This window comes from Roseivivax sp. CAU 1761, from assembly GCF_054482755.1.
Window position 1 is genome coordinate 24,537 of the sequence record NZ_JBTLRM010000011.1, and the last position, 14,088, is coordinate 38,624.

11 protein-coding genes and 2 pseudogenes are annotated in these 14,088 nt (G+C 69.7%); 4 read left to right on the top strand and 9 right to left on the bottom strand.

The genetic code is table 11. The features are described from left to right. The first annotated feature begins 3 nt into the window (after window positions 1-3). The 4 genes and pseudogenes from ACXYMW_RS08970 (at window position 4) to ACXYMW_RS08985 (ending at window position 3,720) form a co-directional block, all read left to right on the top strand. A complete protein-coding gene (locus tag ACXYMW_RS08970; protein WP_459034976.1) occupies window positions 4-1,491 on the top strand; it encodes a tripartite tricarboxylate transporter permease in 1,488 nt (495 codons plus the stop codon). 28 nt (window positions 1,492-1,519) lie between these two features. Further along, the gene (locus ACXYMW_RS08975) at window positions 1,520-3,046 is read left to right on the top strand and encodes a UxaA family hydrolase (protein ID WP_459034977.1); all 1,527 of its coding nucleotides are present in this window, start codon (window positions 1,520-1,522) and stop codon (window positions 3,044-3,046) included. 83 nt (window positions 3,047-3,129) lie between these two features. Continuing rightward, window positions 3,130-3,402, top strand: a pseudogene (locus ACXYMW_RS08980) (SDR family NAD(P)-dependent oxidoreductase); the annotation flags it as partial. A gap of 180 nt (window positions 3,403-3,582) precedes the next feature. Further along, window positions 3,583-3,720 (top strand): hypothetical protein, encoded by a 138-nt coding sequence (locus tag ACXYMW_RS08985; protein WP_459035043.1) that lies wholly within the window; start codon window positions 3,583-3,585, stop codon window positions 3,718-3,720. A gap of 70 nt (window positions 3,721-3,790) precedes the next feature. Here the strand turns inward: ACXYMW_RS08985 and ACXYMW_RS08990 are convergent. From ACXYMW_RS08990 to ACXYMW_RS09030, 9 genes and pseudogenes are all read right to left on the bottom strand, one after another. Continuing rightward, window positions 3,791-4,233 (bottom strand): annotated as a pseudogene (locus tag ACXYMW_RS08990) (transposase family protein); the annotation flags it as partial. A 392-nt stretch (window positions 4,234-4,625) separates the two neighbouring features. Next, window positions 4,626-6,227, bottom strand: a complete 1,602-nt coding sequence (locus ACXYMW_RS08995) for a GMC family oxidoreductase (RefSeq protein WP_459034978.1) — start codon at window positions 6,225-6,227, stop codon at window positions 4,626-4,628. After that, window positions 6,224-7,618: an FAD-binding oxidoreductase gene (locus tag ACXYMW_RS09000; protein ID WP_459034979.1), complete on the bottom strand. Its 1,395-nt coding sequence runs from the start codon at window positions 7,616-7,618 to the stop codon at window positions 6,224-6,226. The genes ACXYMW_RS08995 and ACXYMW_RS09000 overlap by 4 nt, the downstream gene beginning before the upstream one ends. Then, window positions 7,615-8,430: a shikimate dehydrogenase family protein gene (locus tag ACXYMW_RS09005; RefSeq protein ID WP_459034980.1), complete on the bottom strand. Its 816-nt coding sequence runs from the start codon at window positions 8,428-8,430 to the stop codon at window positions 7,615-7,617. Before ACXYMW_RS09005 ends, ACXYMW_RS09000 begins: the two co-directional genes overlap by 4 nt. Window positions 8,431-8,438: 8 nt before the next feature. Next, window positions 8,439-9,875 (bottom strand): aldehyde dehydrogenase family protein, encoded by a 1,437-nt coding sequence (locus tag ACXYMW_RS09010; protein WP_459034981.1) that lies wholly within the window; start codon window positions 9,873-9,875, stop codon window positions 8,439-8,441. 23 nt (window positions 9,876-9,898) lie between these two features. Then, window positions 9,899-10,693: a 3-oxoacyl-ACP reductase FabG gene (gene fabG / locus ACXYMW_RS09015; protein WP_459034982.1), complete on the bottom strand. Its 795-nt coding sequence runs from the start codon at window positions 10,691-10,693 to the stop codon at window positions 9,899-9,901. A 2-nt stretch (window positions 10,694-10,695) separates the two neighbouring features. After that, complete coding sequence (locus tag ACXYMW_RS09020) at window positions 10,696-11,400, bottom strand: ABC transporter ATP-binding protein (protein ID WP_459034983.1); 705 nt, start codon at window positions 11,398-11,400, stop codon at window positions 10,696-10,698. Then, window positions 11,393-13,207 (bottom strand): branched-chain amino acid ABC transporter ATP-binding protein/permease, encoded by a 1,815-nt coding sequence (locus tag ACXYMW_RS09025; RefSeq protein WP_459034984.1) that lies wholly within the window; start codon window positions 13,205-13,207, stop codon window positions 11,393-11,395. Before ACXYMW_RS09025 ends, ACXYMW_RS09020 begins: the two co-directional genes overlap by 8 nt. Continuing rightward, complete coding sequence (locus ACXYMW_RS09030; RefSeq protein ID WP_459034985.1) at window positions 13,204-14,088, bottom strand: branched-chain amino acid ABC transporter permease; 885 nt, start codon at window positions 14,086-14,088, stop codon at window positions 13,204-13,206. Before ACXYMW_RS09030 ends, ACXYMW_RS09025 begins: the two co-directional genes overlap by 4 nt.

Consider the following 14,088-nt stretch of genomic DNA (forward strand, 5'->3'; position numbering starts at 1 on the left):
GCGATGGATATCCTGGCAAACATCTGGGCGGCAGCGCCGCTCGTTTTCTCCCTGGACGTGATGCTGGCGATGGTGCTGGGCACCGCGGTCGGCATCGGGGTCGGCGCCCTGCCCGGGCTTTCGGCGACGATGGGAATCGCGGTGCTGATCCCGCTGACCTTTGCGATGCCGCCGCTGGTTGCGCTCGGCATGATCGCGGGGATCTACAACGGCGCCATGTATGGCGGCTCGATCCCGGCTATCCTGCTGCGCATCCCTGGAACCCCCGCCGGCATCGCCACCGTCTTTGACGGCTACGAGATGGCGCGCAAAGGCCAGGCCCGCGCGGCGCTCGACATTTCGCTCGCCTCTTCTGCGATCGGCAGCGCAGTAAGCGCGGTGGCGCTGCTTCTGGTGGCGCCGCCTCTGGCAGCGGTGGCATTAAAGTTCGGCCCGGCGGATTATTTCTGGCTGGCGATGTTCGGCATGATGACCATCGCGGTGCTGCTCAGCGACAATCCCGCCAAGGGCTTCCTGAGCGCCTGTTTCGGCCTCATCGTCGGGCTCGTCGGCATCGACTCGATTACCGGCACCGAGCGCTTCACCTTCGACGAGCTCAACCTGCTGAGCGGGGTCAACATCATCGTCCTGCTGACCGGGCTCTACGCCATTCCGCCCGCGGTAGGGCTGCTTCTGGGGCGCGGAGAGATCGATGCCTCCGGGCTGAGCCTTGGCGGCCCGCGCCACCGCATCGACTGGGCCGGGCTGGTGCCGGTCTGGATTCGCAGCTCGGCCATCGGGCTCTTCATCGGGTTGATCCCCGCCCTTGGCGGCAATGTCGCGGCGCTTCTGGCGTGGAACGAACAGCGCCGCGTCAGCCGCAATCCGGACTACGGCAAGGGCGCGCCGGACGGGCTCGCCGCGCCGGAATGCGCCAACAACGCCGACACCGCTGCGACGCTGATCCCGGCGCTGACCCTCGGGGTGCCCGGCAACGCGGTGGCGGCTGTGATCCTCGGCGCGATGCTGGTGCACGGGCTAAAACCGGGGCCGGAGCTGTTCCGGGACAATGCCACAACGGTCTACGGCTTCATGTTGACCATGCTGATCACCTCGGGGCTGATGTATGTCATCGGCCGGGTCGGCGCGCGGGCCTTTGTCAACGTGCTGCGGCTGCCGCCGCTGCTGCTCGGCCCGATGATCCTCGCGCTGACCACGGTGGGCGTCTACGCGGTGCAGAACAGCATGTTCGACGTCTGGCTGATGCTCGGCTTCGGCCTGATCGGCTTCGCCATGGAACGGTTGGAGATTCCCACCGCGCCGGCGGTGCTGGCGGTGATCCTCGGTCCGATGGCAGAGGCCTCGTTCCGGCGCGCGCTGCGCATCAGCGGCGGCGATTACGGCTACCTGGTTTCGAGCGCCATTTCGATCACGCTGGTCGCGTTGATCGTGCTCGTCCTGTTGACCCCGGTGATCCGGCATCTGCGGGCACGGCGCGCTGCAGCGGTATGACACCGCCCCTCCACGGAAAGGCATTGCCATGACAAGATCCCTCGCCCTTCGGCTGCACGACGCCGACAACGTCCTGATCGTGCTGGACTCCGTCGAGCACGGCACATCCCTGGCGCCGTTCGAGACCTCTGCCCACGGGCTCGTGCCACGGGGCCACAAGGTGGCGCTTGACGCGATCCCCGCCGGCGCGGAGATCCGCAAATACGGCCAGGTGATCGGGCGCGCCACGCGGGATATCCGCGCCGGGGAGCATGTTCATACCCAGAACGCGGCCATGGCCGACCACGCGCGCGACCATCGTTTCGGGCGCCTCGCCAGGGCGACCGAGCTAGTGCCCGCGGCCGAGCGCGCAACATTCCAAGGCTACCGCCGCCCCGACGGCAAGATCGGCACGCGCAACTACGTGGGCATCGTGACATCGGTCAACTGTTCGGCCGGCGCCGCGCGGCTGATCGCCCGCGAGGCCGAGAAGCGTGGCCTTCTCGACCTTTATCCCAATGTCGACGGGATCGTGCCCATCACGCACGGCGCCGGCTGCTGTATCGGCACCGATGACGAGGCCTTCCGCAAGCTGCAGCGCACCATCTGGGGCTACGCCACCCATGCCAATTTCGCCTCAGTGCTGATGCTGGGGCTGGGCTGCGAGGCGAACCAGATCCCCCTGATGCTCGAGGTCTACGGCAATCCCCCGCCCGAACGGTTCCGCTACCATGTCCTGCAGGACGAAGGCGGCACGCGCCGCACCGTGGAGCTCGGGCTGGAATGGCTCGAGGCGGCGTTGGCCCATGCCGATACCGCTCGGCGTGAGACAGTGCCGGCTTCCGAGCTTGTCGTAGCGCTGCAATGCGGCGGTTCGGACGGCTATTCCGGCATCACCTCGAACCCGGCCCTCGGTCATGCCGTCGACCTTCTGGTGCGGAACGGCGGCACCGCGGCCCTGGCCGAGACGCCCGAGATCTACGGCGCCGAACACCTGTTGACCGACCGCGCCGCCACGCCGGAAGTGGCCCGGAAGCTGGTCGCGCTGATCGACTGGTGGAAGGACTACGCGGCCCGCCACGGGTCAGAGATGAACAACAACCCTACCCCCGGCAACAAGGCCGGCGGCCTGACCACGATCCTCGAAAAGTCCCTGGGTGCGGTGGCCAAGGCCGGGTCGACCAACCTGAACGGAGTGTACGGCTACGGCGAGCCGATCACCGCGCGCGGCCTCGTCTTCGTCGATAGCCCGGGCTACGATCCGGTGTCGATCACTGGGCAGGTGGCCTCGGGCTGCACCATGGTCTGTTTCACCACCGGGCGCGGATCGTGCTACGGCAACAAGCCCGCGCCCTCGATCAAGATCGCCTCCAACTCGCCGATGTTCGATCGGATGCGGGACGACATGGACCTGAACTGCGGCACGATCACGGATGGCACCGAAAGCGTAGCCGAGGCCGGCGCTCGGATCTTTGCGGAGATGCTCGCGGTGGCGTCGGGCAAGCGGACGCTGTCCGAAGTCCTCGATCTCGGCGAGGCCGAATTCGCGCCGTGGCAGACCTACGCGCAGATGTGATCAGGAGGACACGGCCATTGGCAAGGCCGTGTCCTCGCGGCCGGTGTCCGGCCCGCCCCGTTCGCGCCGCAGGCCTCGACCCCGCCTCCAAGCATGCGGTCGAGTGCTTCACCAAGGCGATGGCGATCGAATGGGGTGCCGCCGGCATCCGCGTCAGCACGCTCGGCCCGACTTTCGTGCTGGTCGACCAGACGCGGTCGTCCTTCGACAACCCTGAGGGCCGCGCGCGGATCGAGGAGAAAATCAAGCTCGACCGCGCCGGCGAGATCGAGGACCTGATGGGCGTTGTGCTCTATCTCGCCTCCGACGCCGCGACGCTGGTCACCGGTAGCGCGCTCAGGATCGACGGCGGCTAGATCGCTAATACGCGGCTACGCGAGCAACTCTACTTGAACGTCAGTGAAACGCCGTTCCAGCGTCGTAGTACGTTCATGCCGCGCTTCCGACGCCGACGCCGTTCGAGAAAAAGAACGAAGCGGCTGCATTGCCGATAGGATCAATTTACGCCGAAATATAACCACCTGCCAGCGCGATCCATGCTTACCCTCAGTGTCGAGGACCAGGCGCACAGCACGCTCGCCCACTTCGGGAGAAGGACGGCCGAAATGTCCAGGGATTGGTTTGCCGCCCGCAATCAGTTTGCAATAATGTTCGGCGAGCGCTTCGACGCTTGAGTATCCCAAACCGCATGGACCGGGCCGGATACACAAAGTTCAGGAGACCCCCTACGAAGTCTTTCTAAACCAGCAGACCGTGTAGCATCCGGCTGCCCGCAAACGGGAATTCCATTTGCAACTGGTCGATCCGGTGCACCAGCTTGAGATTGGCATCCCCGACCGGCTGCGGCCTGTAGTAGACGCTGCTACGGCTGATACCGAGCGCCTTGGCCTGGCGCGACAGGCTCAACTTCGAGCTCCGATCCATCATCTTCTTGCGCTCGGCAACAGTCCCGCCTTGCCGAGCGCGCCGGACAAGAAATCGTTCTCCAGCGTCAGCTCTCCGATCTTCGCATGCAGGGTCGTCACATCGACCTTCGGGGCGGGATCGCCCTTCGGGGCTTCGCCGAATACGCCAGTCGCGCCTTCCAAAAGCTGGTCTCGCCATTGCTTGATCTGGTTCGGGCGCAGGTCGAAATCCTGCGTAAGCTCGACCAGGGTTTTCTCGCCCTTGATCGCAGCCACCGCCACTTTCGCCTTGAACGCCGGACTGTGATTCCGGGCCGGTCGTCGTCATAAGACTTCTCCTCGCTCGCAGCATCATGCTGCTCTTGCGCGGAAAATCCGCCCATTCCGGCTGTTCAGTTTTCCTCAGCCACCTCCAGGAACACGCCGAGCTTCTGCTCCTCGCACCAACGCGGTCGCCGTTCGACACCGACGATCACCTCATGCCGCATATCAGTCCCGGCTCGATACGACGTCGTCAACGACGTCAATAACGATGGAGTATGAGACATACGCCCGAAAGCAGGCAGGCGGTGACAATCGGGTGCTTACGTTTTTTTTCGGGAAGTGAACTGGCCGCCGTTTCGGCCGCACACTCAAGCATGACCATGGAGGCTTGGGCATATGCCCGGGCAGGTTCATTTCGCTGCATCTTCCCGAATTATTTCTGCCGCACGCTCGGCGATCATGAAGACCGCCGCCTGCGAATTGCCCGACACCTGCGTTGGCATCACCGAGGCGTCGACCACGCGCAGTCCCGCGACGCCGCGCAGCCGCAGCCGCGGATCCACCACCGAGGCCGCGTCGCCGCCCATCCGGCAGGTGCCGGCGGCGTGGTAGATCGTCTGGCCGTTGGCCCGCGCGAAGGCCAGCCAGTCCTCGCGGCGCGTGCAGTCCGGCCCCGGCGACATCTCGTGCGCCCGCCAGACGTCCATCGGCGCCGCCTCGACGATGGCGCGGGCGGCGATCATGCCGTCAACCATCACCCGGCGGTCTTCCTCGGTGGCGAGGAAGTTGGGCCGGATCTCGGGCTGATCGCGCAGGTGCGGCGTGGCGGCGTGGATGCTGCCGCGGCTCTCCGGGCGCAGCTGCGTCACTCCCAGCGTCATGCCCGGCCGCCGCTCCAGCCGCCGCTCGGCGGCATTGGCGTAGCTCGCGTGCATGAAAAAGAGCTGCACGTCCGGCCCCGCCAGCCCCGGCCGCGAGCGCAGGAAGCCATGCGCCAGCCCGGTGCCGAAGGTCAGGATGCCGCGGCGACGCAGGGCATAGTCCACCACCTCGCGCAGGAGCCGCGGGAAGCGGCTGAGCTCGTTCAGCGTCTCGGCGCGGCGCACCCGCCAGTTCAGCCGGGTGCAGAAGTGGTCGGAGTAGTTCTCGCCCACGCCCGGCGCCGCGACCCGTGGCGCGATCCCCAGCGATTGCAGCCGTGCCGGGTCGCCGATGCCCGACAGCTCCAGCAGATGCGGCGTCTGCACCGCGCCGGCGCAGAGGATCACCTCGCGCCGCGCCGCGATGCGCTCCGCCCCCGGCCCGTCGAGCGTCACGCCGGTGACGCGGCCCTCGGCGATCTCCAGCGCCGCCACCCGCGCACCGGTGCGGACCGCGAGGTTCGGCCGCCTGCGCACCGGGGCGAGGTAGGCGGCATGGGCGCTGGCGCGGCGGCCATTCCGCTGGTTGACCTGATACCAGCCGACGCCGTCCTGTGCATGGCCGTTGTAATCGGGGTTGACCGGATGACCCGCCGCCGCCCCGGCGTCGAGAAAGGCTTGCCCGATCGCCGGGCGCTCGACGACCTCGGCGATGTCGAGCGGCCCGTCGCGGCCGCGCAGCCCCTCCGGATCCGGCCCGGCGTAGCGCTCCAGCCGCCGGAACACCGGCTCCACCTCGTCCCAGCCCCAGCCGGTGCAGCCGGATTGCGCCCAGCCGTCGTAGTCCTGCCGCTGGCCGCGGACGTAGATCATGCCGTTGATCAGGGTCGAGCCGCCCAGCCCCTTGCCGCGCGGGATGGCGATCTCGCGGTTGCCGGTGGCGGGTTCGGGTGTCGAGGTGAAGCGCCAATTGTGGCGCGGGTTGGTCAGCAGTTTGTAGAAGCCCGCCGGTATGGCGATCCAGGGGCTGCGCGGCTCCGGCCCGGCCTCGAGCAGCAGCACCCGGACCGAAGGGTCGGCGCTCAGCCGGTTGGCCAGCACGCAGCCCGCGGTGCCGCCGCCGACGATGATGTAATCGAACTCCCCGGTCATCGCCGCCCCGCTTCCGGCGCCGGCAGCGCCTTGCCGGGGTTCATGCGGTTCGCGGGGTCGAGCGCGGTCTTGATCCGCCGCGCCAGCGCCACCTCCTCCGGGGATGCGAGCCGCTGCCACTCCGCCAGACGGTAGGCGCCGAGGCCGTGCTCGGCCGAGATCGAGCCGCCCGCCGCGGCCACCGCGTCGTGCACCGCGCGCTGGATCGCCGCGGCTTCCGCGCCCGGCGCGAGGCCGACATTGACATGCAGGTTTCCGTCGCCGAGATGGCCGAAGACGTTGGGCACCGCCCCCGGCGCGACCCGCGCCAGCGCCGCGCCGATCGCCTCCAGCACCTCGGGGATGTCCCGGATCGGCACCGAGACGTCGTGCTTGAGGCTCGGCCCCTCGGCGGCCTCGCTTTCCGTCACGCGCTCGCGCAGGGCCCAGAGGTCTGCCGCCTGCGCCTCGCTTTCCGCCACCACGCCGTCGGTCACCGATCCGGCCTCGAAGAGCGCCTCCAGCAGTTCCATCGCCGCGTCCCGCAGCCCGCTGAGGGACGACGAGGCCTCGACCAGCAGCAGCCAGCCCTCGGTCTCGACCGGCGTGGTCAGGCCGGCATGACGTGCCACCAGCTCGGCCGACCGGGGGGAGATCAGCTCGAAGGCGGTGAGCGTTTCGCCCATCCGGTCGGTGGCCTGACCGAAGACCTCCAGCGCCGCGGGCAGGTCGCGCGGGGCAAGCAGCGCCACCACCCGGTCGCGCGGCCTGGGCGACAGCCGCAGCACCGCCGCGGTGACGATGCCGAGCGCCCCCTCCGCGCCGATGAAGAGATGCTTCCAGTCCGCGCCCGCGTTGTCCTTGCGCAGCCGCCGCAGGCCGGAGACGACGCTGCCGTCGGCCAGCACCACCTCGAGCCCCAGCACGTGATCGCGGGTCATGCCGTGGCGCAGCACGTCGAGCCCGCCGGCATTGGTCGCGATGATGCCGCCCAGCGTGGCGGAGCCTTCGGCGGCGAAGGACACCGGCAGGTCGCGCCCGGCCGCCTGCGCGGCCTCGCGCAACGTCTGCAGAACCACCCCGGCCTCGACCTCGATGACCTGCCCCAGCGGGTCGAGCGTGCGGATCCGCGCCACCCGGGTCAGCGAGACCACCACCTGATCGCCGCTGTCGTCGGGCGTGGCGCCCTGCGCCAGCCCGGTGTTGCCGCCCTGCGGCACGATGCCCGCCCCGGCCGCGGCGCAGGCGCGGACCACGGCCGCGACCTCCTCGGTCGAGGCCGGGCGCACCACCGCCAGCGGCCGCCCGGTGACGCTGCGCCGCCAGTCGGTCGCGTAGCCGGCCATGTCGTCGCCGGTCAGCACATGCGCCGCCCCGACGATGCCGCGCAGGGTGTCGCGCAGATCGCTCATGCCGGCACCGGGGAGAGCGCGCCCATGTGACGCGCCATCAGCTCGATCTGGCAGCGCAGCATCGGCAGGCCCGGATGCCCCCGCGCGCCGCGCGCCCGCGCGGCGGCGAGGAGCGGGGTTTCTTCCGGGTCCATGATCGCCTCGGCCACCACCTGCCCGGCATGCAGCCCCGCGACCGGCAGCGGCAGCGGATCGCCCGGCCGCAGGCCCAGCGAGGTGGCGTTCGCGACAATGTCGTAGCCCGCCACATCGCCGGCCTCGGCCCGGCCCTCGGCCGCGCAGCCGGGATAGGCGGCGGCGACGCGCGCGGCGAGGTCCGTGGCCTTGGCCTCGGTCCGGTTCACCACCGTCAGCCCGGCCGCCCCGGCCTCGGCCAGCGCGAAGGCGATGGCCGAGGCGGCGCCGCCGGCCCCCGCCAGCAGCACCCGCGCGCCGGTCGGGTCGATGCCGGCGCCGCGCAGCCCTTCGACGAAGCCGATGCCGTCGAGCATGGCGCCCACCATGCGGCCGTCGGCCTCGCGCCGGACGCAGTTCACCGCGCCGATCCGCGCCGCGTCGCCCTCAACCGCGTCGCAGAGGTCCAGCATCGCCGGCTTGTGCGGCACCGTGGCGATGAAGCCGCCAAAGTTTTGCAGCGCGCGGAGCCCGTCGAGCGCGGCGCGCAGGCCCGCGGGCGCGACATGCATCGGCACCAGCACGCCGTCGATGCCGTGGCGGGCAAAGACCTCGTGCATGACCTGCGGCGTCTTCACGTGGTGGATCGGGTCGGCAAGGATGCCGAAGAGGCGGGTGTGGCCGGTGACGTCGGGCATGGTCTCGCTCAGGGCAGGGTGTAGGCGGTCTTGACGGTGGTGTAGAACTCGCGGGCATGGACCCCTTGCTCGCGCGGGCCGAAGCTCGAGGCCTTCCGACCGCCGAAGGGCACATGGTAGTCCACACCTGCGGTCGGCAGGTTGACCATCACCATGCCGGCCTGCGCGTTGGCGCGGAAATGCGACGCGTGTTTCAGCGAGGTGGTGACGATGCCCGAAGACAGCCCGAACTCGGTGTCGTTGGCGCAGGCGAGCGCGGCCTCGTAGTCCCTGACCCGGATGACGCAGGCGACGGGGCCGAAGATCTCCTCCCGCGCGATGGTCATGTCGTTGCTGACCTCTGTGAAGAGCGCGGGTTCGAGGTAGAAGCCCGGCGTCTGGCCTTCCAGCTCCCGGCCGCCGGTCAGCACCGCGCCCTCGCGGGTGCCGATCTCCAGGTAGCGCAGGTCGGTGTCGAGCTGCCGGCGGTCGACAACGGGTCCGATCTCGGTGCCGTCCTCCAGCGCGTGGCCCACCCGCAGCGCCTGCATCCGCGCGGTCAGAGCGGCGACGAAGCGGTCGTGGATGCCCTCGGTCACGATCAGCCGCGACGAGGCGGTGCAGCGCTGCCCGGTCGAGAAGAAGGCGCCCTGTGCCGCGGTCTCCACCGCCAGATCGAGGTCGGCGTCGTCGAGCACCACGAGCGGGTTCTTGCCCCCCATCTCGAGCTGCACCTTCTTCATCGGGGTCGAGCTCACGCAGGCCGCGGCGATGCCGCGCCCGGTGGCGGTGGAGCCGGTGAAGCTCACCGCGTCGATGCCGGGATGCTCGGCGATGCGCGCGCCGACCGCGCGGCCCGGCCCCATGACGAGGTTCAGCACCCCGGCGGGCAGTCCGGCACGGTGCAGGATGTCGACCAGCGCCCAGGCCGAGCCGGGCACCAGTTCGGCGGGCTTGAAGACCACCGCGTTGCCCCAGGCGAGCGCCGGCGCGATCTTCCAGGCCGGGATGGCGATGGGGAAGTTCCACGGCGTGATGAGGCCCACCACGCCCACCGGCTCCCGGTTCACCTGAACCTCGACGCCGGGCCGGACCGAAGGCAGCGCCTCGCCGCCCGGGCGCAGACATTCGCCGGCGAAGAAGGCCAGCACCTGACCGGCGCGCACCGCCTCGCCGCGGCCCTCGGCCAGGGTCTTGCCCTCCTCGCGGGCCAGTTCGCGACCCAGCTCCTCGGCCCGGGCCAGCACCTCGTCGGCGGCGCGGCGCAGCACGTCGTAGCGCAGCTGCGGCCCGGCGGCGGCCCAGCCCGGCTGCGCGGCCCGCGCCGCCGCCACCGCGGCGTCGACCTCGGCCGCGCCGCCCCGGGCGTAGCGCCCGATTACGTCGCGGGTGTCGGAGGGGTTGATGTTCTCGAACAGGTCGGCGGCCTCGGCCGGCGCGCCGCCGATGACGTTGTGGAAGGTCATGGAAGAAATCCTTGGAGGTCAGGTCACATGCAGAGGCCGCCGGCGACGTCGATCGTCTGCCCGGTCACGAAGCTCGCCTCGGGCGAGGTCAGCCAGAGCGCCACGTCGGCGACCTCGGCGGGCTCGCCCAGCCGGCCGAGCGGGGTGCGCGCGACCTCGGCCGCGTTCACCTCCGGGGCGACGCCGTTCACCATCGGCGTGGCGATGCGTCCCGGCGCCAGCGCGTTGACGCGGATGCCGTGCGGGCCGAGCTCGCCCGCCCAGTGCTTGGTCAGGCCGATGATCGCCGACTTGGTGGCGGCGTAGTGGCTGGCGACGATGGGAAAGAAGGTTTTACCCGCAACCGAGGAGGTGTTGACGATCGAGCCCCCGCCGCGTTCGATCATGCCGGGGGCAAGCGCCCGCACGCCGTTGAAGGTGCCGGTCAGGTTGACGTCGACCACCCGCCGCCATTCCGCCGGGTCCATCTCCCAGACCTTGTGGGCGCGGCCCTGGTGCTTGGGCGAGATGCCGGCATTGTTGATCAGCGCGTCGAAGCCGCCGCCGATCTCGGCCTCGGCCTTCGCGATGGCCTCGGCCAGCGCGTCGTAGTCGCCCACGTCGGCCGTCATCGCCACGCCCTGCCCCGGCAGGCCGGCCACCGCCGCCGCGACCTCGGCCGCGTCGATGTCGAGCACGCCCACCACCGCGCCGCGCCGCGCGAAGGCCTCTGCCAGCGCCAGCCCGATGCCCTTGGCGGCGCCGGTGACCAGCACCCGCCTGCCGGCGTGGCTGTCGCGCGCGGCGTGGCGCGCGGCCGTCACTTCCCTGTCGGGCATGCTCATATCCCCAGATAGGCCTGGCGCACGTGGTCGTTGACCAAGAGCGCCTCGGCAGTGTCATTAAGCACGGTGCGGCCGTTCTCCAGCACGTAGCCGCGATCCGCCGCCTTCAGCGTGTGATAGACGTTCTGTTCCACGATCAGCACCGTGGTGCCGGCAGCGGCGACGCGTTCGATCACCTCGAAGACCTGCGCCACCACGATGGGCGCGAGGCCGAGCGACGGCTCGTCGAACATCAGCAGTTTCGGCCGCGCCATCATGCCGCGCGCGATGGCGACCATCTGCTGCTCGCCGCCGGAGAGCGAGCTGGCATGCTGCTCCAGCCGCTCGCCCAGCCGGGGAAACAGCGCCAGCACCTCGTCGAGCGTGTCGGCCTGCCGGTCCCGCGCGTGGCGGCGATAGGCCCCCATCAACAGGTTCTCGCGCACCGTCATGTCCGGGAAGAGCTGCCGCCCCTCCGGGATCAGCGTGATGCCGAGATCGACAATCTGGTGCGCCGCCAGTTTGGTGATGTCGCGCCCCTCGAAGGTGACGCTGCCGCGGCGTGGCGTCACGAGGCCCGAGATGGTGCGCAGAAAGGTGGTCTTGCCGGCGCCGTTGGCGCCGACGATGGTGACGACCTCGCCGGGATCGACCTTCAGCGACACGTCCTGAAGGATCACCGTGGCGCCGTAACCCGCGTCGACTCCGCTGACCTCAAGCATGGGTAAACTCCTTGCCCAGATAGGCCTCGATCACCTGCGGGTCGCGCACCACCTTCTGCGGGTCGCCCTGCGCGATGATCTGGCCGGAGTTGATCACGATGACGCGGTCGGAGAGCGACATCACCGCCTGCATGACGTGCTCGATGGCGATGATCGACACGCCGGTGTCGCGGATCGACAGCATCAGGTCGACGGCACGGCGCACGTCGGTCTGGTTGAGACCGGCCATCACCTCGTCGAGCAGCAGCACCCGCGGCTGCATCGCCATCACCCGCGCCACTTCGAGCCGCTTCAGCCCGCCGATGGTCAGGCTCGCCGCCTCGGTGTCGAGGTAGTGGCCGAGCCCCATGCGGTGCGCCGTCTCGCGCGCCGCCTCGCGGGCGTCGGAGACATTGGCGTGGCGGTGGAAGGCGCCGACCATGATGTTCTCCTCGACCGTCATCGCCGCGAAGGGCTGAACGATCTGGAAGGTCCGGCCGACACCGAGCGCGGCGAAGTCGCCGGGGCTCGCGGGCTGCTGCCAGCTGCCATCGGGCGCGCGCACCGAGACGGTGCCCTGATCCGGCGGCAGGAAGCCCGAGATCATGTTGAACACCGTCGTCTTGCCGGCGCCGTTGGGACCGATGACGCCGAGGATCTCGCCCTCGCGCAGGGTGAAGCCCACGTCGTTGGTGACGTGCAGGCCGCCGAAATGCTTCTGCAGCCCCTCGACGCGCATCACCTCCTGCCCCGGCACGCGAGCCTCGGCGGGCGGCGCGGCGGTGGCGGCGGCGGCCTCGGTCGCGATGGCGCCAGCCTGGCCGGGCGCAGCGCGGCGCGCGCCTGCGAGCTTCTGGCCCAGCCCGACGATGCCGTTCGGCAGGAAAAGCACCACCAACATCAGCACCACGCCGTAGACGAAGCCGTGCAGGCCGATGGCCTCGGCCCCAAGCGCGCCGCGCGCGAACTCGGTGATCGGCACCAGAAGCACCGCGCCGAGGAGCGGCCCCCAGACCGTGCCGATGCCGCCGATCAGCGCGAACATGGCGATCTGGATGGAGAACTGCAGCGAGAACATCGACGCCGGCTCGATGTAGCTCAGGTACATCGCATGGAAGGTGCCGACCATCGCCGACAGCGCCGCCGAGATCGCCACCGCGACCAGCCGCACCCGCACCGTGCGCACGCCGGCGGCCCGCGCCGCGCTCTCGCGTTCGCGTGTGGCGACGAGGTAGAAGCCCAGCCGGTTGGAGCGGATCGCCCAGGCCACGCCGAGGCAGACCAGCATCATGCCGAAGGCGATGATCAGCGCCGGCAGGCGTTCGCGGAAGACCATCCACTCCCAGCCGATCTCGAGCGGGATCATCAGGCCGGTGGCGCCGCCGGTCAGGTCGCGGAAATGCAGCGCGAGGACGCGGAACACTTCCAGAAACGCGATGGTGGCGAGCGCGAAGAACGGCCCGTGCAGGCGGAAGCAGGGCCAGGAGATCACCAGCGCCACCAGCGCGGCGATGCCGGCGCCGGCGAACATGCCGATCCAGGGCGTGATGCCGAGGTTGGTGAGCATCACGCCCGCGTAGCCGCCGATGCCGTAGAAGATCGCATGGCCGAGCGAGAGCTGCCCGGCGTAGCCGCCGACGATGTTCCACGCCGTCGACAGCGCCGCAAAGATGCAGATGGTGATGAAGATGTGGTAGACGAAGGGGTCGTCCATCGCCACCGGGGTAACGAACAGCGCCACCAGCAGGATCGCGAGCGCGCCAAGGCCGAGCTTCTGGCCCGACAGGCGGCCGGCGGGGGCGGTCTGGGTCATGGTGGTGTCGGTCATGAGACGTGGCTCAGGTTCATGCGGGTGCCGAAGAGCCCCGAGGGTTTCAGGATGAGGATCAGCAGGAAGATCCCGAAGACCACCGCCTCGCGCAGGTCGGAGCCGACGTAGAAGCCCGAGAGCGCGTCGACGAGGCCGATCACCAGCGCGCCGAAAAAGGCGCCGGGGATCGAACCGAGCCCGCCCAGCACGGTGCAGACGAAGGCGATCAGCACGAAGTAGGTGCCGATGGTCGGCGAGGCCGGGTAGAGCGGCGCGATCAGCACCGAGCCGAGGCCGACGCAGGCGGCGCCCAGGCCGAAGGTCAGCACGTAGACGAAGCGGTCGTCGATGCCCATCAGGCGAGCGGCGGCGCGGTTCTGCGCGGTGGCGCGGATGGCGCGGCCGGTGCGGGTCGACTTCATGAAGACCTGCAGGCCGACGACCAGCGCGATCGCCGCGCCGAACACCCAAAGCTGCCCGGTCAGCACCCGCACGGGGCCCAGCGTGACCATCTCGCGCACGCCCGAGGTCGGCGTGTTGGCGATGTCGGCGCCGAAGATCAGCAGCGCGAGATTGATCAGCGCGGTCGACAGCCCGACCGTGGCGAAGATCTGCACGTGCTCGTCGCGCGCCGCCATCAGCGGCTGGATCAGCAGCCGCTGGGTCAGCGCGCCCATCACGAAGAGCGCCGGCACGACAGCGGCGGCGGTCAGGTAGGGATGCATGCCGCCCTTGGTGCTGAGCAGGAAGGTCAGGTACATCCCAACCATGAGGAATTCGCCGTGGGCGAAGTTGATCACCTTGACGATGCCGAAGATGAGCGTGAGGCCCACCGCCACGATGGCGAAGAGCCCGCCCAGCATCAGCCCGTTGGCGACGACTTGCAGGAAGGTGTCCAT

What these genes read in the sequence shown, in the direction of transcription:
- ACXYMW_RS08970 (WP_459034976.1), top strand. Translation starts at nt 4, where the DNA reads ATGGATATCCTGGCAAACATCTGGGCGGCAGCGCCGCTCGTTTTCTCC.
- ACXYMW_RS08975 (WP_459034977.1), top strand. Translation starts at nt 1,520, where the DNA reads ATGACAAGATCCCTCGCCCTTCGGCTGCACGACGCCGACAACGTCCTG.
- ACXYMW_RS08985 (WP_459035043.1), top strand. Translation starts at nt 3,583, where the DNA reads ATGCTTACCCTCAGTGTCGAGGACCAGGCGCACAGCACGCTCGCCCAC.
- ACXYMW_RS08995 (WP_459034978.1), bottom strand. Translation starts at nt 6,227, where the DNA reads ATGACCGGGGAGTTCGATTACATCATCGTCGGCGGCGGCACCGCGGGC.
- ACXYMW_RS09000 (WP_459034979.1), bottom strand. Translation starts at nt 7,618, where the DNA reads ATGAGCGATCTGCGCGACACCCTGCGCGGCATCGTCGGGGCGGCGCAT.
- ACXYMW_RS09005 (WP_459034980.1), bottom strand. Translation starts at nt 8,430, where the DNA reads ATGCCCGACGTCACCGGCCACACCCGCCTCTTCGGCATCCTTGCCGAC.
- ACXYMW_RS09010 (WP_459034981.1), bottom strand. Translation starts at nt 9,875, where the DNA reads ATGACCTTCCACAACGTCATCGGCGGCGCGCCGGCCGAGGCCGCCGAC.
- fabG (WP_459034982.1), bottom strand. Translation starts at nt 10,693, where the DNA reads ATGCCCGACAGGGAAGTGACGGCCGCGCGCCACGCCGCGCGCGACAGC.
- ACXYMW_RS09020 (WP_459034983.1), bottom strand. Translation starts at nt 11,400, where the DNA reads ATGCTTGAGGTCAGCGGAGTCGACGCGGGTTACGGCGCCACGGTGATC.
- ACXYMW_RS09025 (WP_459034984.1), bottom strand. Translation starts at nt 13,207, where the DNA reads ATGACCGACACCACCATGACCCAGACCGCCCCCGCCGGCCGCCTGTCG.
- ACXYMW_RS09030 (WP_459034985.1), bottom strand. Translation starts at nt 14,088, where the DNA reads ATGGACACCTTCCTGCAAGTCGTCGCCAACGGGCTGATGCTGGGCGGG.